This is a genomic window from Roseibium aquae (assembly GCF_008711285.1).
In the GTDB taxonomy this organism is placed as follows: Bacteria; Pseudomonadota; Alphaproteobacteria; order Rhizobiales; family Stappiaceae; genus Roseibium; species Roseibium aquae.
In genome coordinates, this window is the sequence record NZ_VXDC01000010.1 from 95,379 (window position 1) to 119,795 (window position 24,417).

Here is a 24,417-nt window from a genome sequence, read left to right on the forward strand (position 1 = left end):
GCCACCCTGTTTTTCTGACTTGCCATCTACGAACCGGACTTCCGCAGCCGTCAATGGCCTTGTGACGCCCCCCGGGAACCTTTTTCACGCAATCCCGGCAGGAGCGAATTTGCCGTGCTGAAGTTGCATGACCAGATCCGCATGCCGTCTCAAAAAGCCGTAGTTGTGGCTGATCACCAAGATCCCCATTCCGCGCCGGGCGAGCGCTCTCAAGGCGGTCATCATGTCTTCGGCGGAAAGCGCGTCCAAGGGCGCGGTGATCTCGTCGCAGATCAGATAGCGGGTCGTTGGCAGGACGAGGCGGGCAAGCGACACCCGCGCCAGTTCACCGCCCGAGAGTTCACGCGGAAATCGGTCCCGCCATTCGGGACGGATCCCGAGTGCTTCCAGCATTCCCTGATCGGGAGCGCCGCCGTTTTCCAGAATTCGCCCCACCCGCCAGCGCGGGTCGATGGACAGTTCCGAAGCCTGCGGGGCGTATTGCACAGGACACGGCCGGCCCGGACCAAAGCCGACTGGCGCGCCATCAGCCTCGATATGCCCTGACAACGGCGCAAGATGACCCGCAAGAATGCGCCCGAGCGTCGACTTGCCGGTGCCGGATGGTCCCACCAGTCCTGCAATCTGCCCAGGTGCCAGGAAGAGATCGGCATGGTCCAGCACTTTGACAGCACCGAAGCGATGGGTGATCGCGGTGGCTTTCAGCACGATGCCCCCACCTCCTGCGCCTGCCAGAGCCTGCGGGAGAACGGGTGGGCGAGCGCTGCGCCATCCCCGGAAAAGGCCTTGCCCGGCGCGGTCTCGACCGGGCGGCCAGCCTCCAGCACAGTGACGGTCCGGGAAACCGACGAAAGGCGCGGCAGGTCATGGCTGATGACGATGATCCCGTAGCCCTCGGCCGCCAGGTCCGCCATCAGCGCCATGATGCGGTCCGCGCTGGCCGCATCCAGACCCGATGTCGGCTCATCCGCAATGAGCCATCGCGCGCTGGTGGCAAGTGCCGTGGCAAGGCAGGCCCGCCGGGCCATCCCCCCCGACAGTTCATGCGGCCATGCGTCAAGGACGCGAGGCGCCAAACCGAGGCGGGAGAGAAGGTCGGGCGCATCCACCGATGTGCCCCCAAGCCGGGCAAAACGGGCCAGCTGGGTTCCGATGCGCGCAAGCGGGTCAAGGGCATCCAGGCCCTGCGGCGCCAGCGCGACCGTTTGAGGCGCGGGGATTTTACCGCCGACGGTTATCCTTCCCGTTGCCTCGGCATTTCGCGGCAAGGTGCCGGCGATCGCGGCGGCGATCAGGCTTTTCCCGGCCCCCGATGCGCCGCAAAGCCCGGTGACGGCACCGGATGGCGCGGCCAGGTCGAGGTGCTCAAGGACGGTGAGCATCGGTGCCCTGTGGCGCCGGAACCGGACACATAGATCTTCGATTTCCAGCATTAGGCTCCCCCGTCCACCGGATCGGCGGCGCGGCGAAGCGACTCGCCAAAGACTTCGAAAGAGAGCGCCAGAAAAACGAGGCCTAGACCGGGAAACACGGCTACCCACCAGTGGCCAGCCATCAGGCCGCGCAGCGAATCGGCGAGCATCACCCCAATCGAGGGCAGATGCGGCTCGATGCCCAGACCGATGAAGGACAGACCCGCCTCATGCAGGATCGCATGCGGGAAGATCAAGACGAAACCCACGACCACTTGGGGCAGCAAATGGGGCGCAAGGTGATACCGGGCCACCCAGAACCGGGAGCGGCCCAGGGCGCGCGAGATCCGCACGTAGTCGGCGGCCGCGACGGTCTGGGCCTCATGCCGCAGAACACGGCAGAGCCGGGGCCAATGTGTCAGCGCAACACCCAGAATGACCCCGGACATCCCGCCGCCCGCCGCATAGGCCACCATCAGAACCAGCACGAAATGCGGCAGCCCCAAAGCCAGTTCGGTCAACACTCCGACCGCGCGTTCGGCCAGCCGGCTGAAGGTCGCGGCGAGTGCCAGCGTCACGGCAATCAGGGTAGAAATCGCGGCTGCGGCAAGGCCCACCTGAGCGCTCACGGCGAGCGCGGTCAGCGTGCGGGCAAGAACGTCGCGGCCCAGCAGGTCGGTGCCGAAGGGGGCCGCCAACGAGGGACCGAGCCCACGCGCCGCGGGGTTCAGATGAAGCGGGTCGAGAGGCAGAAACGGGGCAGCGGTCACCAGGGCCAGAATTCCCGCGACAACCGCCCCGCGCCGAACAAGCTGGCGTCTGGCCGCACCGCGCCGCACAGGCATGTCCTGCGGCGCACCGGCGCACTGTTGCATGATGGTTTCAGTCATGGCGCGCCTCCGGCCGCAGACGCGGGTCGAGCACGCGCGCGGCGACATCGGCCAGAAGATTGCCAATGAAAACGAACAGCAGGGTCGCCAGCGCGATACCCATCAGCAACGGCGCATCCGCGCCCAATGCGGCCTGAACCGTCGCCTGCCCCAGCCCCGGCCATGCGAACACGGTTTCGGCCAGCACCGATCCGCCAAACAGTTCGCCGGCGCCTGCAAGATGAACCGTCAAAGCGGGCCCAAGGGCATGGCGCAGCCCGGGCCCGAAGGCCAGCCAGACCCGTCCGGCCCCATGCGCTGCCAGATGGCTGCCGGCCGGGCTGTCGAGGAAGGCCACAAGGCGCTGGCGGGTATGAAGGATCAGCGGCGAAATGCCGACGACCGACACGGCCACGACCGGCAGGACCAGATGTTGCAAACGGTCGGCAAGACCCACCTCTGCCGCGGTCAGGCCCGGCGGTGCCGCGCAGCAGGCCGGAAGCAGACCGAGGCCAACGGCGAAGATCGCGATCAGCAGCAGCGCGATCCAGAAACCCGGACTGGCCGCCAGAACGACCGCGACACCCCGGATGATCCGGTCGGGCCAGCGCCCGCGTGTCGCCGCGGCGATCAGGCCCAGCGCGGTCCCGGCCGCGAAGGAGAACAAGAACGCCGCACCGACAAGCGTCAGCGAAGCTGGAAACCGGTCCGCTATGACCTGTGTGACCGGGGCATTGAAGGTGATCGAATCGCCCAGATCGCCGGACAGCGCGTTGCCTGCCCACACCAGGAAACGTTCATGCGCCGGCGCATCGAGCCCCCATACCGCCGCTATGGCCTCGCGCTGTTCCGGCCCGACCAAGGCAACGCGCGCGCCGACATAGGCCTGCACTGGATCGATGGGCGCGAGCGACACCAGCGTGAAGAGGCCCACCGACGCAAGCGGCACGAGCCACAAGAGCCGCACCGCCCGGTCATAGAGCAAAGGAACCAGCCAGCCTTTCACTGGCAGGTCCAGCGCCAGTCTTGCAGGTTCCAGGTGATCGGAAACCCGTGTCCATGCGGGTGAATCTGGCTCGCTCCGGTGTCGAGGCACTCGGAGACCCAATAGCTATGCTCAAGATTCACAAGCCAGGCCCAGGCGGCATCCCCCCGGGCGCCAAACCCGGTGGATCCGTCCCATTGGGCCGCCTGCCACATCGGGAGCGATGCCTCGAAACTGTTCGCCGCCTCGGCGGCCTCCAGATACGCATCGACCGTCGGGTTCGAATAAAAGCCGGTATTCACCCACCCCAGCCCCGCGTTCGAGGAATGGTAGAGGCTGTATATCTCGAGCGGATCGTGGGCGCCCCATCCGAAGACCACGGCGTTGGCGTGCATCATGACCTCGATCTCGTCCCAGCTCCGTCCGGAGGGCTTGGCATCGATGCCGATCGCCTGCAGTTGTTGCGCGGCCCCAAGGGCAAGCGCCTGCCGGGTGCTGTCGGAGGCCGGATACACAATGGTGAACTCCGCCCTGAGATCGCCGCGCTCCACAATGCCGTCACCGTTTGCGTCCTGCCAGCCGGCGGCCTCCAGAACGGCCGCCGCCGCGATCGGGTCGGCACCTGGCAGATATCCGGCTGGATTGTCCCAGGGCAGCCCGTCGGCCGGACCATAGGCCGGCCGGCCATGTCCGGCGAGCGCCAACTGCACGAGGGCCTCCCGATCCAGCGCCAGGTTCACGGCCCGGCGGATCGCCGGATCGGCGGTCACATCGTTGCCGATGGGATGTCCGGCATCCGTGGTCTGCCCCTCGTCCGGCACCATCGGGAACATCACCCCCCTGTTGTCAACAGTCTCCACATGCAGCACCCGCATGCCGGCGGGAGCCCAATCCGCCTGGATCGGCGGCACCGCGACCAGATGCGCCTCGCCCGTTCGGGCCAGGGAGAGATTCGTTTCTTCCCCGCCAAAGACGAAACTGACGCGCTCGAAAGGGCTGGCTCCGCCATGCCAGTGGGGATTCGGCTCCACTACCAGCTGCTCTCCCTCGCGCCATTCGACCATACGGAACGGACCAGCCCCCAGCGGTTCGCGGGAATAGGTCTCGCCATAGGCGGAAGCGGGCACGATGCCCAGAGAAGCGAGGTGGCTGATAAATGTGATCCGTGGCTGGCGAAGGTGCAGTTCGACCGTGTTGGGGCCGGTGGCCCGGGCTTGCGCCAAAACGCTCAGATCAGCCAGTCCGCCTGCGTCACGCGCGGTGTTGAAGGTGAAGGCGACATCCTCGGCGGTCAGCGCCGTGCCATCAGAAAAGCGCGCATCTTCGCGCAGCACGATCCGCCAGGTCAGCCGGTCCTCCGACAATTCCCAGAACGTGGCGAGATCGCCTTCCAGTTCCAGACCGGCACCGCGCCGCAGGAGCGTTGCCTGAAAAAGCGGATTGCCATAGCGGCCCCAGCCCATGATCGGATCAAAGCCGGCGTCCGGTTCGCCGCCGACCGCGAGCACTAGGGAGCGCGCCTCGGCAGGGACCGGTTGAACGGCCGCGAGGGACAGGGCGATGGCGGCGAGGGGAATGTATTTCATGACGACTGCTAGTATGAATTTCTTATTATTTTTTCATACCTAAGATGCAGTTTTTGTCAATCGGTGATTGCCTGGGGCGCGAGTTCACCCGATGCTGAGAGAAAATCCGCAAGAGATTCATCATGAAACGCATAACAATCACTCTGGATGACAGCCTGCTGGCCGAGATCGATTCCCACATGGAGGTCTGCGGTGCGACCAACAGGTCGGAAGCGATCCGCGATCTGGTCGCGCGCAGTCTCAGCCCGAAGGCACCCCGGGATGCCCAGTGCATTGGCGTGGCAAGCTACGCGCTTGATCCGGGCATGCGCGATCTGGGGCTAAAGGTTCCGAAGGTGCGCCAGGACCACCACAACCGGGTCGCGGCCGCCCTGTCGGTTCCGGTTGATCATTCCAGTTCCCTTGAGGTCACGGTCCTGAAGGGGCCTGTCGGCGACGTCGAGGCAATCGCCAACACCCTGTTTCTGGAGCGGGGGGTCAAGCATGGCCGGCTGACGCTCGTCCCGCTTGCGGAAGATGGCACGGCGCACAGCCACGGCGACGGCCACATGCACCGTCACCTGCAAATCGCCGACCGTTTCTGAGCGCCCCCTGCCGGCACCGGGTCACACCGGGTGCAGGGCGGAATTCAGATGCAAAGCGGGGGCCTTGCCGAAACGGCCCAAGCCCTAGCCGTTGAGGGGCTGAAGATAGGAGACCGGCGCGGGCTGAAAGTTCCTGGAAACGGCGGCGATCCGGTGGATGGCCCGGTCGAGGGACGACTTCAGATGATCTTCCAGAGCCCGCGCGGCCCCTTCCTCGTTGCCGCCCACCACATGCTCGAGAATGGTGATATGCTCCGGAAGGAAGGGTTCCACAGGATAAAGCTGCGGTGCGCACTCATAAAGAAAGCTATGGGCGATCAACAGCGACTGATAGTGCCGCAACGTCTCCATCAGGATGCCATTTCCGCAAAACCCTAGAAGCGTCACGTGAATCTCGGTCTCCAGGCGGTCCAGTGCGGCGCCGTCAAGCTCGGAGGAGCTGCCCAGCGCCTCCAAGTGAACGTCCAGAAGCCCCTGCGCCAGGTCTTTGGGAATGCGCGGAAAGGCGTTGACGAGCGCAGCCGGCTCCAGAACCCAGCGGAGTTCGTAGAGTTCACCGACATGGTCCGGGGTCAAACCCGGCGCGATCCAGTGACCGCGCCCGTCCTTGCGAAGGATGCCACGCTGGTTGAGCCGCGCGATCACGTCACGGGCCACCGTCCGGCTGACGCCATAGGCCCGTGCCAGTTCAGCCTCGATCACCCGCCAGGAGGCGAAGGCGGTCCGGGCAACGATCGTGCTTTCGATTTCGTCGTAAATCCCTTCCCAACTGGCCGCTGCCTCGAGCGGGCCACCGTCGAAGGCGCCGACGGGACCTCCCCCTTTTCGCCCCCCCTGACCGGCGACCAGGATCGCGGCTTCGCGGGCGCCCGGCGCGACGACAAATCCGCGCCGGCCCGCCGGGTCCAGCAGCCCCTCCCCGACAAGCACGGACAAGGCCTGGCGCGCCGGCGGGCGGCTGATCCCGAACCGGCTGGCCACCCGTGTCTCCATCAGCCGCGCCCCGGGAGGCAGCACGCCGGATGCAATTTCCTCGGTCAGGATCCGATGCACCCTTTCGTGCAGGCGCAATCGCGCGCCGGATTTGGTCAGCGCGTCCATCTCCCGCATGTCCCCTGCCCGGTCCGCTTCCCCGCCGCGATCCCGCGTCCCGTCAATCGCCCTCATGGTCAAATCTGTCCCTGCCTTCAGCCCGCGGATCCCTGTTTCATTTTCGCCGAGCCGGGTCCGATTTGAAAGACGGGCCATCGATTTTCCCAAAAGGAGAAAACTGAACCGCTTGCAACCCCTCGTAAAAACGTCTAGTGTGTACAAAGTACGATTTAGTGTTACCCAAAACTCAAGGAACGAAAAGCATGGCGCCTCGGATTGCCGGCAGGACGGCGGTGGTGACCGGCGCGGGCCAGGGGATCGGCCGGGCAGCCGCGCTGGCACTGGCCGCCGCCGGCGCGAATGTTCTGGCCACCAGCCGGACGAGGGCAAAGCTCGACGATCTGCCCGGCCTGGACGCGCGGATCGAAGTCGCCGCCCTTGACGTCACCGACCAAGCCGCTATCGACCGGCTTCTGGAGCCGGACCAGGTCGTGGATATCCTCGTCAACGCGGCGGGTTGGGTGCACACCGGAAGCCTGCTCGAATGCTCGGCCGACGATTGGGCAAAAAGCTTCGACCAGAACGCCACATCAATATACCGGACCGCGCGGGCAGTGCTTCCCGGCATGCTGGAGCGCGGCCGCGGGGTCATCATCAATGTCGCCTCCGTGGCCTCCAGCGTGACCGGCGTCCCCAATCGGGCGGCCTACGGAGCCTCCAAGGCGGCGGTGATCGGCCTGACAAAGTCGATTGCCCGCGACTATATCGACCGCGGCATCCGCTGCATTGCTGTCTGCCCGGGCACCACCTTGTCGCCCTCCTTGGAGGAGCGGATCGCGGATGCGCCCGACCCGGCGGCGATGCGGGCCGCCTTTGTCGCACGGCAACCCATGGGCCGGCTGGGCCGCCCCGAGGAAATGGCCGCGCTGATCGTCCATCTTGCCTCGGACGAGGCGGCCTTTACCACCGGCGCCGTCTATGTCGCGGATGGGGGGCAAACGCTGTGAACCTGCCGCCACCCGGGCTCAGTCTGCCGCATGTGCCCGCCGCCGGTCTGGCGGATTTCTCCGTATCCGTTCTGGCTGCGGTCGGTGTTTGCGCCGCGAGCCGGAAAGCTGCGACCGCCGCGATGCTGCACGGGTCGCGGCTGGGTATCGACAGCCACGGGATCCGGCTGCTGCCGCACTATGTCGAGGCGTTTTCGGGGGGGCGTCTGAACAAGGCTCCGACCCTGCACCTGACAAACGGTTTCGGCGCGGTCGCGACGCTGGACGCGGGCGACGCCCATGGCGCGCACGCCACCTATGAGGGGATGGAACACGCGGTCCGGCTCGCGGAGCGGTACGGCATCGGGGCGGTCGCGATCCGCCGCAGCTCCCATTTCGGTCCAGCCGGCGCTTTCGCGGTGAAGGCGAGCGAGCGGGGATGCATCGGCATCGTCATGGGCAATTCGGACAGTTTTGTCCGGCTCCACGAGGGCGCCGAACGGTTTCACGGGACCAATCCGATCGCGATGGCCGCCCCATCTGGCGGTCGCCATCCCTGGCTGCTCGACATGGCCACCAGCGCCGTTCCCTTCAACCGGGTTCAGCTGTATCGCAGTCTTGGGCGCGATTTGCCCGCCGGGGTGGCATCCGATGAGGCGGGCCGGGACACGAAGGATCCGGATCTGGCGGAGATGCTGGCGCCTCTGGGCGGTGCTTTCGGTTTCAAGGGAGCGGCCCTTGCCGGGATGGCGGAAATTCTCAGCGCCGGCCTGTCGGGTGCCCGGTTCAGCCCGGAAATTCCGCCCATGGGCGGCCCGGACTACACCACGCCGCGCAATCTTGGGGCCTTCGTCCTGGCAATTCGCCCCGATGCCTTTCTGCCCCAAGGCGACTTCGAAGCGGGCATGGCGCGCTATCTGGCGGCCCTGCGCGCGTCCCGCCCCGCGATCGGCGCAAGCGTGCTTGCACCCGGGGACCGGGAATGGGCGGAGGCCGACAGCCGTGCCGCACGGGGGATCCCGATCGACCGGGACACCCAGATCGCCTTTCACGCGCTGTCGCAAACCTACGGAATAGCGCTTCCGGCGGGATTGACCGCCGGCTGAGCAAACGCAGACCGCGGGAGGAGGACCCGCGGACCAACGGAGGAGGAAGAAACATGAGCAAACATAAGAGCGTGATCGCGGCCGTCGCGGCGGTTGTCACCGGCCTGGGGGTGGCCGCCCCCGCTACCGCGCAGGACTACACATTGCGCTTCAACCATGTTCTGGGGCCGAGCGAACCCTATCATCAAGGCTTCACCCAATGGGCGGAGCGGGTCGCCGAGCGCTCCGATGGCCGGCTGAAAATCGACGTGTTCCACAGCGCCCAACTTGGTGTCGAGGAAGACATCATCGAGCAAATGCGCCAAGGCGCCAATGTCGGCCAGAACACCGACGCGGCCCGACTGGGCAACTATGTGCCCAGCATCGCTGTCGTGAACGGACCTTATTTCGCCGAAAGCCTTGAGGACGTCGCCAAGCTCGCGGACACGCCCAGCATGCAGGCCTGGCAGGAGGAACTCGCGAAGGACCACGGCCTGAAGGTGGTCTGTTTCGACTGGGTCCAGGGGTACCGGCACTTCTTCACCAATACCCCGATCACCGCGCCGGACGACCTGGACGGCCTGCGTATTCGCACCCCGCCGGCGCCCATCTGGCAGGAATCGATCAGCGCGCTCGGGGCGGCCCCCACGGCCATGGCCTTCGGCGACATGTATCCAGGTCTTCAGCAGCGCGCCATTGACGGGGTGGAACTGGTCTACAACAACATTCCCGCCGGGCGCTTCTATGAGGTCCTGTCGCATGTTTCGGAAACCGGACACATCATGCTGGTGAACTTCCAGGTGGTGTCAAACGCCTGGTTCGAGGGCCTCCCCGAGGACCTGCAGGCAATCCTTGTCGAGGAATGCAAGACCGCCGGCCAGGAAACCTCGGCCGCGATCCTGGAGTCCGAACAAAAGGTGAAGGCGGATCTCGTGGCCAAGGGAATGACCGTGGTCGAGGGGGTCGACATGGCCGCCTTCCGGGCCGCGGGTGAAAATGCCTACGAGGCCTTGAACCTCGGCGATGCCCGCCGTCAGGTTCTTTCGGAGATGGGCAAGGAATAGGGACGGGAATACCATCCGATGCGACAACTGCACCAATGGCTCGGCCGTCTTGAGGCGGTTGTCGCCGGAAGCTTTCTCCTGACCATGGTTGTCCTGATCTTCATCGGCGGTATCGCGCGGCTATTGCGCGTGCCGCAGAACTGGACGATCGACATCGCAACCTGCCTGTTCGCATGGGCCTGTTTTCTCGCCGCCGACATCGCCTGGCGGCGGGATGCCCTGATGTCCATCGATCTTCTCACAGCGCGCCTTTCCCCGGCCTTGCGGCGCGGATTGGCGACCGTCAACCTGTGTCTGATCGCCGGGTTTCTGGCCTACGTGATCTGGGCCGGCATCCGCCTGTCCTGGGTGAGCCGGGCGAGATCGTTTCAGGGCATCCCGGAAATCAGCTATGCGTTGGTGACCATGAGCCTGCCGGCAGGCGCCGCGCTCCTGCTGATGACCACCGGTTTCAAGCTTTACGATCTGTGGAGCCGGGACAACCGGCCAGGTCCCGGCGGAAAGGTGGCGTGAGCGCATGCTGATCGTGGCCTTGACCTTTGTCTTCCTTCTCGTGATCGGCATGCCGGTTGCTTTCGCCATCGCCATTTCCGGCGCCACCTATTTCCTGCAGCATCCGGAACTGCCGCTCACCATCCCGGTGCAGGTCACCGTGTCCCAGACCCAGAATTTCGCGCTGCTGGCCGTGCCCCTGTTCATCATCGCCGGCAATTTCCTCAATCATTCCGGGATCACCGAGCGGCTCCTGACCTTGGCATCGGTGCTGACCGGCCGGTTGCGCGGAGGGCTTGCCCAAGTGTCCCTCACCCTGTCGGCGCTGATGGGGGGTGTTTCGGGCTCGGCGATCGCCGATGCGGCCATGCAGTCCCGAATGATCGGCGAGGCCATGGTCAACCGCGGCATGTCGCGCGGGTTCGTCGCCGGTGTCCTGTCCTTCGGCTCCATCTTGACGCCATTGATCCCGCCAGGCATCGGCATGATCCTTTATGGCACCATCGGCCAGGTCTCGATCGGCCGCCTGTTCGCGGCAGGGATCGTTCCGGCGCTGCTGTTGTGGCTCGCTCTTGCCGTCACGGTTTCCCTGACCGCCCGGCGCAGGGGCTACCCGGCCGAAAGGGACACCCGTCCAACCGCGCGCGAGTTCACCCAGGCCCTGCGCGGCGGGATCTTCGCCCTGCTCTTCCCGGTGATTTTGCTGCTGGGCCTGCGCATGGGCGTGTTCACCCCCTCGGAGATCGGCGCCTTTGCCGTGATCTATGCCATCTTCGTCGGCATCGCGATCCACCGCAAACTGAACCGCGCCTCATTCATCGAGGCGGTGGAAGGCAGTCTTGCCGATGTCGGAGCAATTATGTTCCTGATCGCCCTGTCCGCCATCTTCACCTATGGCATCGTGCTGGACCGGGTGCCCGAGGTGGTGTCACGGTGGATCCTCTCGCTGACCGACAATCTCCATCTGGTCATGGTTCTGGTGGTTCTGATCGTGATCGCGGCCGGCCTTCTCGTCGATGCCACCGTTCTGATCATCATGCTGACCCCGATCTTTCTGCCGCTCGCCCGGCAACTCGGCGCGGACCCGGTGCATTTCGGCATCGTCTTCATCGTTGCCGCGACGATCGGCAACTTCACCCCGCCTGTGGGCGCGGCCATGTATGCGGTGTGCTCAATCATCAAGGTCGGGGTCGGCAGCTACAGCCGGGAATCGCTTCCCTTCATTCTCGCCGTGACCCTGGTGGCCCTGGTCCTGGTTTTCGTGCCGGGGGTGGTGCTGTTCTTGCCGGAAGCGCTCTTCGCGCGCTGACAACGCGCCTCCTGGCCCCTAGCCGGGGAATCCGTTGGATTGTCACGGATTAAGGCGTCCGTGCGTGAGCCAGTGCAATCTGTGTCCACCGTGACCGGCGGCGAGCCGCCGCAGAGCGACGCCGAACGGGGCGGGCGCGAGGATGGCGCGAAGGGTCGCCACGATTTCGCCGCCCCGGCCGAGACAATCTTGTGCGCGCTTTTTCTGGCGGCGAAATGGACGATCTGGAAGGCATGGTTGTGATGCCATAAAGCCGCTTCACAAGCAGGCTGTGCAGCTCGGCGAGCGCCAGGGTGGCAAGGGTCAGTGCGGCGCGCGTGCGGATCAAAAGCGGCTGCGTGAGGCGGCCCTCATTCGCAGTTGTTGTGGCGGCGCCACATCGCCGGATTGTGGCCTTCGGGCACAGTCGTGCACGGATCGGCCGCACCGTAGCCCCGCAGGTCGTTGTAGCGCGCGATCTGGTCCGCCGTCAGCAGTGGAGGCGTTTCAAGGTGACGCGAGAGATGGATGAAGCGCAGTTCCGCCCGAGCGTCAGCGGCGGTGTCGATCAGGGTCCGCAACCGCTCGGGCGTCAGATCGCCTGTGCGGAAGGCTGCTTCGATGGCCGCCTCTGCCGCGATGAGGCGTTCGCCCGCCGCCTGCGCCTCGGTCTGCATGGCGGCAAAGATCGCTTCGATGGCGGTGCCCTGCCCGGGCGACAGGCCGATCCGGTCTTTCAGTTCCAGAAGATGCGCCGGCCCCGGCACACCGTTGAGTTCCGCCGCAAGCGCAAGGCCCCAGCCACGCCCTGCCCGTAAATCCTCGATATCCCCTGGCGACAGGCTCTTGATCTCACGGCCTTCCATCCCGGCATAGGGGGAATGGCGCTGATGCTGGGCAACCGCACCGAGGGGCATGGCCACTACGAGACACACGAGCGCGAGACGGATCATCCAGAAACTCCAGTAGTTTTCTTTCCTCTCTCGCATCTGGTGGCGGCGATGCATATGATGGGGATCATGTCCGACCTGTTCGAGCCTTTTTTTGTCGATGCGGCCGCGCGCGAATTCGCCGCTGGAGATCTGCTGTTCCGCGCCGGTGATCCGGTGGTGTCAATGATCCTGCTCCGAGCCGGAAGTGCCAATCTGGTCCGCCATACGAGGCATGGGCTGAGGATGATCCTGCAGCGCGCCGGGCCTGGGCGGATCCTGGCAGAGGCGTCCGCTTGGTCGGACGCCTATCATTGCGATGCGGTGGCGGCGGAGCCGTGCGTGGCGGCGCTCCTGCCGCGCCACGTATTCGTGGCGCGTCTGAGGTCCGACCCCGACCTTGCAGAGCTCTGGGCGAGGAACTTGGCGCGCAGCGTGCAGGCGGCGCGCCTGCGCGCCGAAATCCGGTCGTTGCCGAAGGTTGCGGAGCGTCTCGACGCCTGGCTTGCCGAAGGCCACAGCCTGCCGGACAAGGGCCGCTGGCAGGAGGTGGCCGCCGAACTGGGCGTCACCCGGGAGGCGCTCTATCGCGAATTGTCGCGTCGGCGCTCGGAGAAACCTGCATGACCTTCATCTGGTTCTGGATCGCGGCGCTCGCGGAAATCGCGGGATGCTTCGCCTTCTGGGCCTGGGCCCGGCTGGACAAGTCGGCGCTCTGGTTGATTCCGGGCATTGCAAGTCTCGCGCTCTTCGCGTTCGTCTTGACGCGCGCGGACAGCGCGCTGGCGGGGCGTGCCTATGCCGCCTATGGCGGCGTCTACATCGCGAGCTCGATGCTGTGGATGTGGCTGATCGAGGGGCACCGGCCCGACCGCTGGGACACCATTGGCCTCGCCCTCTGCCTCATCGGCAGCGCGGTGATCCTCCTGCCGCAGCGCGGCTGAAGGGTGCACCCGCCGCGCGGGAAGCGTCCGGAGCTGAAGCCCCTCGGCATGGCCCACGCGTTGTTCAGGCCGGCCTGCATGCCGCCGGAGGCGTATCGCAGACCGGCGGTGTCCACTGTTCGGACCCTGGCTCAGGAGAAAAGACCGGAGGTCTTCAGGCCAGCACTTTTGTGTCCCGATCCAGAAAGCTTCTCCAGCCGCCAAAGACACTGATATCTTCGCCATGTCGTTTGCCGCTTGCCTCGCAAAGGAAGCCCTTCACCTGTGATCCGTCCTCGATCTCGACGGTACCGATCACGAGCGGCGCGGGGATACCGGCGATAAAATCGCCCACAGCGTCCTTCGGGATCGCCCAGACTTCCAGTGCGATGGAAGTGCCGTGTTCATCGTCGCACCGGCACAGGCCAGGACGGGCGGGAGGTCCCCCTGGCAAGGCAAAAAGAGCGTAGCAGGGAGCCGTCCGTGTGGCCCTCAAGAACCGCGCGCCGCGTGATGTCAGTTCATGGTTGAGCGGCAATCCGGACATGTGGGCTCCACAGACAGCAAGCGCCATCTCGCTTGCGGACACGGGCCAGGGCGCTGGGTCGGGCAGATCAGGGGTTATCATCCCCGTCGCCCCAAGCATCGGGCAGCGGGCCTGGGTTAGGCGCTGGCCCTGCGCGGCAATCACGCCATCCGCGCCCGCTGGCGCGATAAAGGTGACGCTGCCAGGGCGTCCGTCCCGGCGGCGGCCGGTTGGCACCGCCAAGGCGCAAAGGTCCAGCAGGTTGACGAAATTTGTGTAGGTCCCGAGGTTGGAATTGGGGGTGATCGGATCTTCATCAAGCTCGGCGCGTGTTGCGAAGGTCGGGATCGTCGGGACACACAGCATATCCGTAGCGTGGAGGATTGGCGCGCAGGCGCGGCGCAAATCGGCCAGCCGGTACAGGCCTTTGAAGGCATCCACCGCGCTCTGAGTCTCGGCTTTTGCGATGATGGCACGGGTCACGGGATGAATGGAGTCCGGCTCGGTCATCATCAGATCTTCGATGGCTGCATAGCGCTCGGCGATCCATGCGCCGTCATAGAGCATCCGTGCAACGTCATAAAAGGGCGAGAAGTCGACCCGGTCGATCCGGGCACCGCCCTCGGCCAGCGTCGTCAGGGTCGCCTCGAAATCCGCCGCCTGCGCATCGTCGCCAAAGAAAATCAGGCTGGCGGCATCCGGCGCGGTGATGCGCGGCGCGGGTGCCGGGACCGGCATCGCGGCGGCCGGCATGGGGCGGGAATAGGCATCGGCCGGATCAAAGGCAGTGGCGGTACGCAACACGTCAAAAGCGTCCGCGACGGTGAGCGCGAAGATCGAGATCGTGTCAAGTGTCCGGCAGGCGGGCACCACACCGCTGGCCGACAGCGCGCCGAGGCTCGGCTTCAGCCCGACGATCCCGTTCAGCGCAGCGGGCACCCGACCGGACCCCGCGGTATCGGTGCCGAGCGCAAAGGGCACAATGCCGTGCGCCACCACAACGGCCGACCCCGAGGACGATCCGCCCGGCACGATCTCCGCGTCCAGTGCATTGCGCGGGACGCCGTAGGGGGACCGCACGCCAACAAGACCCGTGGCGAACTGGTCGAGATTCGTCTTGCCGATGGGAATGGCACCGGCGGCGCGCAAACGGGCCACGACAAAGGCATCCTCGGCCGCGGTATAGGCATAGTTCGGGCACGCGGCGGTCGTGGGCATGCCGGCCACGTCGATATTGTCCTTGACCGCAAAAGGCATCCCCCAAAGCGGACGGGCCGGATCATACGGCCCGAGGGCAGCAGCCTGCGCTGACAGCTGTTCGGAGCTGGCAAGGTGGATGAAAATCGCCGGATCATCCACGGCTGCCAATCGGGCGAGAGCTTCGATCATGACCTCCGCGGGCGCCACGCCCGCCGCGTAGGCATCGCGCAGTGCGTCGAGGGTGAAGGGTAGATCGCTGAGTGGTGGTATCATGGGTCGTCTCTTATTGGGCGGCTGGTTGGTCCGTCATGGGAGCAGCGAGCACGGGCGGCCTTGGTGCGGCGGCCAGAAGATTACGCGTATAGGGGTGGCTTGGTGTGTCCATGACCTGCGCGGTGGGGCCCTGCTCGACGATCTCACCGCCTTGCATGACAATTACGTGGTCACACAGCAGGCGCACCACGTTCAGATCATGGCTGACGAAGAGGTACGTCATACCCAGCCGTGCCCGCAAGTCGGCCAAAAGGTTCAGCACCACAGCTTGTATGGACACATCAAGCGCGGCTGTCGGTTCATCCAGAATGAGGAATTTCGGATCGAGCGCAATGGCCCGCGCAATCCCCACCCGCGCCTTCTGCCCGCCCGAAAGCTGATGAGGAAAGCGATCGAGCAAGGGCAGCGGCAGGCCGCACAGGGTCGCCAGTTCCTCTATCCGCGCTGTCAAACGGGCGCCGCGCAGATCGCTCATCCGAAGGATCGGATCGGCGATGGTCTGCCGGGCGGAATGGCGGGGATTCAGGCTGTCAGTGGCGTCCTGGAACACCATCTGGATCTGACTGCGCCGCTTGTCGCGCACGAACCTTTCCGCTGGGATATCCGCGATATCCACGCCTTCGAACAGGATATCGCCCGAGGTACGGTCCAGCAGACGGACCAGGATCGAAGACGTGGTTGACTTGCCACACCCACTCTCGCCAACCAGGCCGACGCTTTGCCCCTCCCGGATGGTGAAGGAGATGCCCTTGACCGCGTGGACCGGGCCGGACTTGCCCGGGTAGGTCTTGACCAGATCGCGCACCTGCACCAGCGTGCGCTCGCCCGGCGCGTGCCCCGGCAGTGGGGTGCGCGCCTTGGCTGGCAAAAGGTCCCGCAGCCCCAAACCGGGGCGCGGCGTCGCGTCCACCAGCCGTGCGGTATAGGGATGCTGCGGCGCCGCGAACACGGCCGCCGCAATCCCCGTCTCCACGATCTCGCCGTCCTTCATAACTGCCAGCCGGTCGCAGTATTCCGCCGCCAGCCCCAGATCGTGGGTAATGAGGATCGAGGACATGCCGCGCGCGCGGATCAGATCCCGCGACAGATCCATCACCGTTTTCTGCGTGGTGATGTCGAGCCCGGTGGTCGGCTCGTCCGCGATCAGCAGCTTTGGGTCGCATGCGAGGGCTATGGCGATCACGATGCGCTGGCACATGCCGCCCGACAGCTCGAAGGGGTAAGCATCGTAGCGTGCCGCGGGGTCGTTGATGCGAACGTCCGCCAGCGCCTTGATGGCCTTGGCGCGGGCGTCCTGTCTTGTGGCGCGGCCATGCTGGCGCAGGACGTCCTCAATCTGGTGGCCGACTTTCCGGATCGGGTTGAGAGCCGCGCGCGGGTTCTGGAATATCATCGAGATCTCGCGCCCGCGGATGTCGCGCATGTCCCGTTCACTGGCCGCGCGCAGGTCTACTCCGCCATAGGTGACGTCACCCGCGCGGATCGTCCCGCCCGCATCGAGGATCCGCAAGAGGGCGTAGGACGTCACCGATTTTCCCGACCCGCTCTCGCCCACGATCCCAAGCGTTTCGCCGCGTCCCAGATCGAAGCTGATCCCGCGCACCGCGTTCACCTCGCCCCGCCGCGTGCGGAAGCTGACCGACAGATTTGTCACACTCAACATGTCAGGTTCTCCGCCTGGGATCGACAAGGTCGCGCAGACCGTCGCCCATCAGGTTGAAGGTGAAGACCGCAAGCATCAGCCACAGCCCCGGAAACAACGCGACCCACCAATGGCCTGAAATGATGTAATTGGCGCCTTCCGCGACCATGATCCCCCATTCAGGCGTGGGCGGGCGCACGCCAAGCCCGATGAACGAGAGGCCCGCCGCGTTCAGGATCGCCCATCCCATGTTCAACGAGACCTGCACCATCATCGGCGGAAGGGCGTTGGGGAAAATGTGAAAGGCCAGCGTGCGGAAATGGGAGTTGCCGGAAAGGCGCGCGGCCAGGGCAAAACCGGCCTCGCGCCGGATATTGACCTCGGCGCGCACAAGGCGGGCGTAAAAGGGGATGTTGATCAGCGCCGTGGCATAGATGATGTTCTCGATCGAGTTTCCAAGGGCTGCGACGATCCCCATGGCCAGCACGAACAGCGGGAAGGCCATGATCGTGTCCAAGACCCGGTTCAGCGCCGCATCGATCCAGCCGCCCCAGTAGCCGGCGACGGCCCCCAGCACCGAACCGACCGCGAAGGAGATCGCCACGGCCAGCACCGAAATCATCAGGTCGAGCCGTGTTGCCACCACGACGCGGGAAAAGACGTCCCGTCCCAGACTGTCAGTGCCGAACCAATGCGTCCAATCCGGAGGTTGCAAGGCGTTCGCCGCATTTGTGGCCAGCGGATCATGCGGCACGATCAGCGCGCCGAAGAAGGCCTGGAGCAGGAAGAAGGCGAACAAGCCAAAGGACAGCATGGTCACCGGGTTCTCGCGCAGCACGTGAAGCAGATGCGCCCAAGCCCCATCGGGCTTGCGGCCCGGAATGTCGGTAGCGTCGGTCATTTGGTGTCGAACCCGATGCGCGGATCGATCAGCGCGTAGCTGAGGTCGATGATGAGGTTGAGGGTGACAAAGAGAAATGCCATCGCGAGCACGAAGCCCTGCACTGCGGCGTAGTCCGAAGCGACCAGCGCCTCGACCGCGTAGGACCCGATGCCGGGCCAGGCAAAGACTTTTTCCACAAGCACGTTGGCGCCGAGCACGAAGGAAAACACCATGCCCAGTGTGGTCACCACAGGCAGCAACGCGTTCCGCAAACCATAGCCGAACAGGACCTTGCTGCGCGACAGGCCGGCAGCCCGGGCAGTGCGGATATAGTCGGATGACAAGGCTTGCAGCATCGCCGCGCGGGTCATCCGCGCGATGGGGGCCAGCGTGAACAGGGCCAGCGTGATCGCGGGAAGCGCCAGTTGACGCAGGGCTGCGGCGAAGGTCTCGGGATCGCCCGCCAACAAGCTGTCGATCAGGAAGAAGCCGGTAACGCGCGGCGGCTCGAGATAGATGAAGTCGAGACGCCCCAAAGGCGACGGCGCCCAGCCCAGAAGATAGTAGAAGATGTAGACCAGCATGATGCCGGTGAAGAAAGTGGGCAGCGACACACCGGCGGTGACCAACAATCGGCACAGGTGATCGACCCACGACCCCTGCCGCACCGCCGCCAGGACGCCCAACGGTATGGCGATAAGGCAGGACAGCACCAGTGCCGAGAGGGTCAGTTCCAGCGAGGCGGGCAACCGCATGGCGAGGTCCGTCAGCACCGGTTGCCCCGTGCTGATGGACCGGCCGAGATCACCCTGCGCCAGATCGCCGACATACAGAAAAAACTGCGTCACCAGAGGCTTGTCGAGGCCCAGCGCCTCGCGCACCTGCTGGATGGATTGTTCATCCGCCATCGCTCCGGCGAAATAGACCGCCGGATCGCCGGGCAGCGCGCGGGTCAGGATGAAGCTGATCACGATGACCCCGATAATCACCGGCACTGTCTGCGCCAGCCGCATCCCGATCGCGCGCGTCCGCCCGGTCATGATTCACACCCCCTTCATGCGGCGCGGGTCGAGCTGGCGGTGAAACCAGAACTCGTAACCGGAGGCCCCGTTGACCGCCACGTTCAGCGCCGGCTGATAGAGCGGGATCCGCGGGAGGTCCTCGATCACGATCTCGAACATCCGCTTGACCAGCGGCGCCCACTCGGGATCGTCCATCGACATGTGCAAGCTGCGCTCGGTGAGCTCGTGCACCTCTTCATTGTCATAGTTGGAGGAGTTGAACAGGCGGTCTTTCTGATAGGCCCAGAAGAAGTAGTAGTCGGGCGTGTTCAGCCACCCGCCGAAATTCTCGAGGTGGAAATCGAGCGACTTTTCAACCAGCGCCACGGTACGCCAATTTGCGCCCGGGATGCGTTCGATGGTGGTGGTGATGCCGATCCGCCCGAGGCTTTCCTGGATCAGCAGGGCCGTTGGCTCCATCCAGCTGGCCAGGTCGAGACTGATCGACATCTGCACCGGGAAACCGGCGGAAAAGCTGGACGCCGCCAAATGGGCCCGGGCTTTCTCCATATCCGTGACATAGGGAAAAGGGCGCGGCCAGGCGGTATCGGTGATCTCTGTCCCGCCCCCCCACATCGGAGCGCCACGGCCATAGGCGGCAGACTGGAAGATCGCCTCGTAGGGCATCGCGTAGGCGATGGCCTTGCGCACCTCGGGATCCTGGAAGGGCTCGAACCGCGTGTTGAGACAGGCGCAATGAATGCAGTTCTCGATCGGCGTCGAGAACACGTCAACGGTGCCCACCAATTCGGAGGCGTCGCGGTCCGGGATGTCGAAAGACACCTGCACGTCGCCCCGTTCGATCAGGGCACGGCGGGTCGAATTGTTTGGCACCTCGCGCATGATGACGCGCCGGATCTCCGGCAGCGGCCCTCCGACCCAGGCGTCGTTGCGGTCATAGACAATCTGCTGGCCCTGATCCCAGCGCGTAACGGTATAGGCGCCTGATCCAGCCGTGTTGGTGTGCAGGTATTCGGTCGCCCACGGGTCTGCCTCGGTCGCGTTGGCCTTCGCGACAGCGGAATTGATGATGAAAGGCACCGGAACGGCAAGGTTGGGCAGCGACAGCTTCGACGGATAGTCAAGCCGCAGAACGAAGGTGCGATCGTCCACCGCTTCGAACTGGTCCGGCCGGAAGAACCCGCCCGCGCGCATCTGGGTCGAGGGGAAGCCTCCGACCGATACCGCGCGGTCGAACGACCATTTCACATCAGCCGCGGTCACGGGGCTGCCATCGGTGAAGGTGGCGCCGGGCTTCAGTGTGAAGGTGAAGACAAGACCATCGTCGGAAATGACCCAGCTCTCTGCCAGTTCCGGGACGATGGTGTCGTAGTCATAGGACATTTCGCCGGTCGGCAACTGGCGCGACCCGAAGCCGACAAGCCGGTCATAGCAGTTGATCGCAACCTGATAGCTGGCCCGGTTGGTGCCCGTCCGATGCAGATCGAGGCTGTTGATCGTCTGGCCCGAGGCCACGACCATGGTGTCCAGCCCTTGCGCGGCCGCTTGCGTGGCCCAGGCGAAGGGTGTCATCGCCGCACCGCCGGCGGCTGCGGTCAGTTTCAGGAAATCTCTTCGGTTGGTGGTCATCGGTGGCAGCCCTCTCGGCGTCGGTCATTGATCCCGACCGGCAGGATGGCAGCTTGCGGGCAGTTCGAAAAATGCTATGTTTTCACCGATCTGGTGCATTCAACGCACCAGTCAGGAAAAGCCGCGATGCAGCACCTGGAGACATTCCGCCTGATTGAGGCGATCGCGCGCGCCGGCTCCATCCGCAAGGCGGCGGAGGATTCGAACATCACGGCTTCGGCCCTGAACCGGCGGCTGGCCCGGTTCGAGCGGGAATTCGGGTCGCAGATCTTCGAACGGCTGCCGCGCGGTGTGCGGCTGAACGCGGCAGGAGAACTTGTGCTGCAGCATTTCAGGGCGCAGCTCTCGGACCTGGCGCGGGTGCAAAGCCAGGTCGCCGACCTGCGGGGGGTGCGCCGGGGCCATGTCACCATCGCCTGTTCCCAAGCCCTCCTGCCGTTTTTCCTGCCGCAGCAGATCGCCGCCTACCGCACGGCCCATCCCGGTGTCACCTTCGCCGTCAACGTGCGCGATCGCGAGCAGGCGGAGGCGGAACTGGTCAGTTTCCGCAGCGATCTCGCCCTTGTCTTCGAGCCGCGCGTGCTGGTCGATTTCACTGTGCTTCACGCCGTCCCGCAGCCGGTCTGCGCATTGTTCGCCCCGGACCATCCCCTGGCCGGCCGGCCGGAATTGCGGCTGCGCGATTGTCTCGATCATCCGCATATCGCGCCGGCGCAGAAATATGGCGTGCGGGGGTTGCTGGATACGGCCGCCAAAGCCATCGGGCGGCGCGTGACCCCGGTGGTCGAAACCGAATCCTTCGAGCTGATCCGCTACTACGTGGTGCATGAAAGGGCCATCGGCTTCCAGATCCCGATTGGCCTGTCCTCGCAAGACAAGAGCCTGATTTTCCGGCCGATCTCCGGCCGTGACATGCCGCCGGGAAACCTGCTTCTAGGGCAGATGCGGGGGCGCGTGCTTTCAGTGGCGACATCGCGCTTCGCCGATCAGGTCGCCCTCGCTCTCGCCAACATGCCGAACGTGTGAGGGCGGTCGGTGCGTGGAACGGTTGAGAGCGCTCCGACCGCAACGGCAGGCCGCACACCGGCCGCTAGAACAAAGGCCAAGTCGGGCACCATGTTCGAGTGATGGTTGAGCCCTGTTTCAGGAGAGATCGAAAGCGTGTGGGGAAAACGTGTGTGGACGTTCAGGATCGGCGCTGACTAAATAATTGATTTTTTAAATATCAAGAGCTCGCGCAGAAGTGGCGGATGGGATGGGTCCGGGATCGGACGTTCTCCATCTCAGACTGAAGAATGAAAGGAACTTTCTCGTCGTCCTGCCCGCCTTTGCTGATGGCGTGGCGCGTGTCACCTCCGTCATCCGTAAGGGCCCCTCATCCCGAGTCCATCATCCCCGCTCGAAGACCGACAGCGCCAGTGTCAGCATCTCGCGGATGCGGGCTTTGTCTTCGCCCGAGGCGCGTTGGGTAATAGCCAGCGCGATCTGCTCGCCGAGGTACTTGGCCCCGGCCTCGACCGATAGCCCGTCGGGCCACTCCCCAGCATCGCGGGCAGCTTGCAGGAATCCCGCATAAGCCGCCTGCGCGGCGGCGTCGATCTCCTCCACCCGCGCCCGCGTTTCGGGCCCCAGCCGGTGCTTGCCCGCGCGCATCTTGTAGAACAGGCAGCCAGTTTCCATCCGGGGATCGTCGCTGGCGAAGTCGATCAGCGCGGCAAGCGTCTGGTGCAGCCCATGCCCGCCGTGCAGCACCACAAACACTTCCGACAGCACCAGTTCGGCATAGCGGTCGAGCACTGCGCGCGACAGCCCGTCCTCGCTCCCGAACTCGCGGTAGAGCGAGGGCTTGGAGATGCCCGCCATCTGGCAGATCGCGTTGACCGACACGTCGGCCGGATCGCTGTGCCAGTAGGCGCGCATCGCACCGTCGAGCACCCTCTCGGCGTTCATCGTTCGTGGCCTGCCACGGGTGGGTTTGGGATCATCACAATTCATTTTCGGACCATGCGGTATTTTATTCTTGACGAAGCGTACATAATATTCGTACCAGTCGGTAACACAACGCGCAATCAGGAGGGTCACCCATGCAGGAAACAAGACGGTCGATCGTCGTTACAGGCGCGAACAGCGGCTTTGGCGCGGCGGCCGTGCGGGCCTTTGCAGACCGTGGCGACCGCGTCTGGGGCACGATGCGCGACACGGGCGGCCGTAACGCCGCCAAGAAGGCCGAGCTTGAGGGCTATTCGCCGCGCATCACCATCGCCGAAATGGACGTCACGAGCGACGCCTCGGTGGCCGAGGGGTTTGCCACCATTCTGGCCGAAGGCACCGTCGACATCCTGATCAACAACGCGGGCATCATGTATATCGGCATGACCGAGGCCTATTCCGTCGCGCAGGCTGCGGAACAGATGGACACCAATTATTTTGGGGCTATCCGCGCGATGCAGGCGGTGCTGCCGTCGATGCGTGCCGCAGGTTCGGGCCTCATCATCAACACCAGTTCGATTGCCGGGCGGGTCTCGGTTCCCTTCTTCGGCACCTATTGCGCCACGAAACACGCGCTTGAGGCCTACAGCCAAAGCCTGCGTTACGAGGTGGCCCCCTTCGGCATCGACGTGTCGCTGGTCGAGCCGGGCCCGTTCCCCTCGAACCTGCTCGCCGCCGGCAAGCCGCCCGCCCGCGCGGATGTGCTGGCATCCTATGGCGACCTTGGGCAGGTGCCTGATGCCATGGTCGCAGGTTTTGCCCAGATGCTGGCCAGCGATCAGGCGCCCGACCCGCAACTGGTGGTCGATGCCTATCTGTCACTGGCCGATGCCGCGCCGGGCAAGCGCCCGACCCGCACGGTCGTCGGCATCACATGGGGCGTCGATGAGGTAAACGCCTTCACCCAGCCGCGCCAAGACGCGCTTTTGAAAGAGATGCAGCTCGACACCGTGCTCGGCGGCGTTGACGCCTGACCAACCCCCATTCCCACCCCCTGAAAAAGGAACCAATCCAATGAAAAAGACCCTTACTGCTGCCGCAGCCACCGCTTTGCTTGCCACCGGTGCCCTTGCCGATGACACCGCGTCCATCAAGCCGATTGTCGGCGCGTTTCTGGGCGCTGTCCTGCAAGGGGACGTCGACACGATGCGGGAATTGGCCAACCCGGATTACATCCAGCACAACCCCTTCATCCCGACAGGGCTTGAGCCCTTCATCGGCCTTCTGCCCGTGCTGGCCGAGGCGGGCACGACCGCCGAGAACATTCGCATGTTCGAAGACGGCAACTATGTCTTCATGCACAATATCTGGCGCAATGCCGCGCCGTTTGGTGCGGATACGATGGTGTCCTTTGACATCATCCGCGTGGACGAGAACGGCAAAGTCGCCGAACACTGGGATGCATTGCAGCCCCTCGTCACGGAAACCGCCGGCGGCAGAACCCAGACCGACGGCCCGACCGAAGTGACCGATCTGGACCAGACCGAGGCGAACAAGGCTCTGGCCGTCGCTTTGGTCCAAGATGTGCTGATGGGCAAGAACCCGGCCAGGATCACCGAGTACATCAGCGCGGAGAGCTATGCCCAGCATAACCCGAATATCGCGGACGGGCTCGAGGGGATCATCGCGGCGGTTGAAACGCTGACCGCGCAGAACAACATGTTCCAATACACCGAGATCCACGCGGTGTTGGGCGAGGGCAACTTCGTCCTGACCGTCAGCGAAGGCCAGTGGAACGGCACGACGAACGCCTTCTACGACCTGTTCCGGATGGAAGACGGCATGATCGTCGAGCATTGGGATGTAATTCAGCCCGTCCCGACCGAGGGCTTGGCCAACACAAATGGTATGTTCACCGGGTTTGAGGGCGTCGGCCCGGAGTCGATCGGGAAATAACTGCGGCGAAACCAGAATGCCCCGGCGCGCCCGCGCCGGGTCTTAACGTGCGCCAATCCCGC

General features: G+C 64.9%; 25 protein-coding genes. 12 read left to right on the forward strand and 13 right to left on the reverse strand.

Annotated features, from left to right (window positions below; genetic code table 11):
- Positions 1–84: 84 nt before the first annotated feature.
- Genes F0184_RS16155 through F0184_RS16175 form a run of 5 tightly spaced genes read right to left on the reverse strand, consistent with a single transcriptional unit; the run spans position 85 to position 4,852 of the window.
- Positions 85–708, reverse strand: a complete 624-nt coding sequence (locus F0184_RS16155) for an ATP-binding cassette domain-containing protein (protein ID WP_150497242.1) — start codon at positions 706–708, stop codon at positions 85–87.
- Positions 702–1,433: an ATP-binding cassette domain-containing protein gene (locus F0184_RS16160; protein WP_150497243.1), complete on the reverse strand. Its 732-nt coding sequence runs from the start codon at positions 1,431–1,433 to the stop codon at positions 702–704. Before F0184_RS16160 ends, F0184_RS16155 begins: the two co-directional genes overlap by 7 nt.
- The gene (locus F0184_RS16165) at positions 1,433–2,302 is read right to left on the reverse strand and encodes an ABC transporter permease (protein WP_208998518.1); all 870 of its coding nucleotides are present in this window, start codon (positions 2,300–2,302) and stop codon (positions 1,433–1,435) included. The genes F0184_RS16160 and F0184_RS16165 overlap by 1 nt, the downstream gene beginning before the upstream one ends.
- Positions 2,295–3,287 carry an ABC transporter permease gene (locus tag F0184_RS16170; protein ID WP_206668359.1) on the reverse strand — a complete coding sequence of 331 codons (993 nt, stop codon included), beginning with the start codon at positions 3,285–3,287 and terminating at the stop codon, positions 2,295–2,297. The genes F0184_RS16165 and F0184_RS16170 overlap by 8 nt, the downstream gene beginning before the upstream one ends.
- Positions 3,284–4,852 (reverse strand): ABC transporter substrate-binding protein, encoded by a 1,569-nt coding sequence (locus tag F0184_RS16175; protein WP_150497244.1) that lies wholly within the window; start codon positions 4,850–4,852, stop codon positions 3,284–3,286. Before F0184_RS16175 ends, F0184_RS16170 begins: the two co-directional genes overlap by 4 nt.
- Positions 4,853–4,974: 122 nt before the next feature.
- On the opposite strand from F0184_RS16175, the gene nikR reads away from it, so the two are divergent.
- Positions 4,975–5,436, forward strand: a complete 462-nt coding sequence (gene nikR / locus F0184_RS16180) for a nickel-responsive transcriptional regulator NikR (RefSeq protein WP_150497245.1) — start codon at positions 4,975–4,977, stop codon at positions 5,434–5,436.
- An 84-nt stretch (positions 5,437–5,520) separates the two neighbouring features.
- Here nikR and F0184_RS16185 read toward each other — a convergent pair whose 3' ends face one another.
- The gene (locus F0184_RS16185) at positions 5,521–6,684 is read right to left on the reverse strand and encodes a GntR family transcriptional regulator (RefSeq protein WP_206668360.1); all 1,164 of its coding nucleotides are present in this window, start codon (positions 6,682–6,684) and stop codon (positions 5,521–5,523) included.
- Between the two features lie 107 nt (positions 6,685–6,791).
- On the opposite strand from F0184_RS16185, the gene F0184_RS16190 reads away from it, so the two are divergent.
- From F0184_RS16190 to F0184_RS16215, 6 genes are read left to right on the forward strand one after another with little or no spacing between them, the layout of a single operon-like run.
- The gene (locus F0184_RS16190) at positions 6,792–7,535 is read left to right on the forward strand and encodes an SDR family oxidoreductase (protein ID WP_150497246.1); all 744 of its coding nucleotides are present in this window, start codon (positions 6,792–6,794) and stop codon (positions 7,533–7,535) included.
- Between the two features lie 2 nt (positions 7,536–7,537).
- Positions 7,538–8,620: an Ldh family oxidoreductase gene (locus F0184_RS16195; RefSeq protein WP_172972142.1), complete on the forward strand. Its 1,083-nt coding sequence runs from the start codon at positions 7,538–7,540 to the stop codon at positions 8,618–8,620.
- A gap of 53 nt (positions 8,621–8,673) precedes the next feature.
- On the forward strand, positions 8,674–9,663 hold the full coding sequence (locus F0184_RS16200) for a C4-dicarboxylate TRAP transporter substrate-binding protein (RefSeq protein WP_150497247.1): 990 nt from the start codon (positions 8,674–8,676) through the stop codon (positions 9,661–9,663).
- 18 nt (positions 9,664–9,681) lie between these two features.
- The gene (locus tag F0184_RS16205) at positions 9,682–10,176 is read left to right on the forward strand and encodes a TRAP transporter small permease (RefSeq protein WP_150497248.1); all 495 of its coding nucleotides are present in this window, start codon (positions 9,682–9,684) and stop codon (positions 10,174–10,176) included.
- A gap of 4 nt (positions 10,177–10,180) precedes the next feature.
- Positions 10,181–11,464 carry a TRAP transporter large permease gene (locus F0184_RS16210; protein WP_150497249.1) on the forward strand — a complete coding sequence of 428 codons (1,284 nt, stop codon included), beginning with the start codon at positions 10,181–10,183 and terminating at the stop codon, positions 11,462–11,464.
- A gap of 60 nt (positions 11,465–11,524) precedes the next feature.
- On the forward strand, positions 11,525–11,707 hold the full coding sequence (locus F0184_RS16215) for a hypothetical protein (RefSeq protein ID WP_150497250.1): 183 nt from the start codon (positions 11,525–11,527) through the stop codon (positions 11,705–11,707).
- A gap of 107 nt (positions 11,708–11,814) precedes the next feature.
- Here F0184_RS16215 and F0184_RS16220 read toward each other — a convergent pair whose 3' ends face one another.
- Positions 11,815–12,396 (reverse strand): hypothetical protein, encoded by a 582-nt coding sequence (locus F0184_RS16220; RefSeq protein ID WP_188656279.1) that lies wholly within the window; start codon positions 12,394–12,396, stop codon positions 11,815–11,817.
- 66 nt (positions 12,397–12,462) lie between these two features.
- Here F0184_RS16220 and F0184_RS16225 point away from each other — a divergent pair, with 66 nt between their 5' ends.
- The gene (locus F0184_RS16225) at positions 12,463–12,999 is read left to right on the forward strand and encodes a Crp/Fnr family transcriptional regulator (RefSeq protein ID WP_172972134.1); all 537 of its coding nucleotides are present in this window, start codon (positions 12,463–12,465) and stop codon (positions 12,997–12,999) included.
- Entirely contained in the window at positions 12,996–13,316 is a 321-nt protein-coding gene (locus tag F0184_RS16230) for a YnfA family protein (protein ID WP_150497252.1), read from the forward strand. Before F0184_RS16225 ends, F0184_RS16230 begins: the two co-directional genes overlap by 4 nt.
- 154 nt (positions 13,317–13,470) lie before the next feature.
- Here the strand turns inward: F0184_RS16230 and atzF are convergent, their stop codons facing one another.
- The 5 genes from atzF to F0184_RS20595 are packed head-to-tail and all read right to left on the reverse strand — an operon-like array spanning position 13,471 to position 20,470.
- Positions 13,471–15,294, reverse strand: coding sequence for an allophanate hydrolase (gene atzF / locus F0184_RS16235; RefSeq protein WP_150497253.1), 1,824 nt, complete (start codon positions 15,292–15,294; stop codon positions 13,471–13,473).
- Positions 15,295–15,304: 10 nt separating this feature from the next.
- Positions 15,305–16,957 carry a dipeptide ABC transporter ATP-binding protein gene (locus tag F0184_RS16240; RefSeq protein WP_150497254.1) on the reverse strand — a complete coding sequence of 551 codons (1,653 nt, stop codon included), beginning with the start codon at positions 16,955–16,957 and terminating at the stop codon, positions 15,305–15,307.
- A gap of 1 nt (position 16,958) precedes the next feature.
- Entirely contained in the window at positions 16,959–17,837 is an 879-nt protein-coding gene (locus tag F0184_RS16245; protein ID WP_150497255.1) for an ABC transporter permease, read from the reverse strand.
- On the reverse strand, positions 17,834–18,859 hold the full coding sequence (locus F0184_RS20590; protein WP_172972135.1) for an ABC transporter permease: 1,026 nt from the start codon (positions 18,857–18,859) through the stop codon (positions 17,834–17,836). Before F0184_RS20590 ends, F0184_RS16245 begins: the two co-directional genes overlap by 4 nt.
- Positions 18,860–18,862: 3 nt before the next feature.
- Positions 18,863–20,470, reverse strand: coding sequence for an ABC transporter substrate-binding protein (locus tag F0184_RS20595; RefSeq protein ID WP_172972136.1), 1,608 nt, complete (start codon positions 20,468–20,470; stop codon positions 18,863–18,865).
- A gap of 126 nt (positions 20,471–20,596) precedes the next feature.
- Here F0184_RS20595 and F0184_RS16255 point away from each other — a divergent pair, with 126 nt between their 5' ends.
- Positions 20,597–21,496, forward strand: coding sequence for a LysR family transcriptional regulator (locus tag F0184_RS16255; protein ID WP_150497256.1), 900 nt, complete (start codon positions 20,597–20,599; stop codon positions 21,494–21,496).
- A 363-nt stretch (positions 21,497–21,859) separates the two neighbouring features.
- Here F0184_RS16255 and F0184_RS16260 read toward each other — a convergent pair whose 3' ends face one another.
- Complete coding sequence (locus tag F0184_RS16260) at positions 21,860–22,420, reverse strand: TetR/AcrR family transcriptional regulator (RefSeq protein WP_172972137.1); 561 nt, start codon at positions 22,418–22,420, stop codon at positions 21,860–21,862.
- A gap of 134 nt (positions 22,421–22,554) precedes the next feature.
- On the opposite strand from F0184_RS16260, the gene F0184_RS16265 reads away from it, so the two are divergent.
- On the forward strand, positions 22,555–23,433 hold the full coding sequence (locus tag F0184_RS16265; protein WP_150497258.1) for an SDR family oxidoreductase: 879 nt from the start codon (positions 22,555–22,557) through the stop codon (positions 23,431–23,433).
- A 40-nt stretch (positions 23,434–23,473) separates the two neighbouring features.
- Positions 23,474–24,355: a nuclear transport factor 2 family protein gene (locus F0184_RS16270; protein WP_150497259.1), complete on the forward strand. Its 882-nt coding sequence runs from the start codon at positions 23,474–23,476 to the stop codon at positions 24,353–24,355.
- Positions 24,356–24,417: the final 62 nt, after the last annotated feature.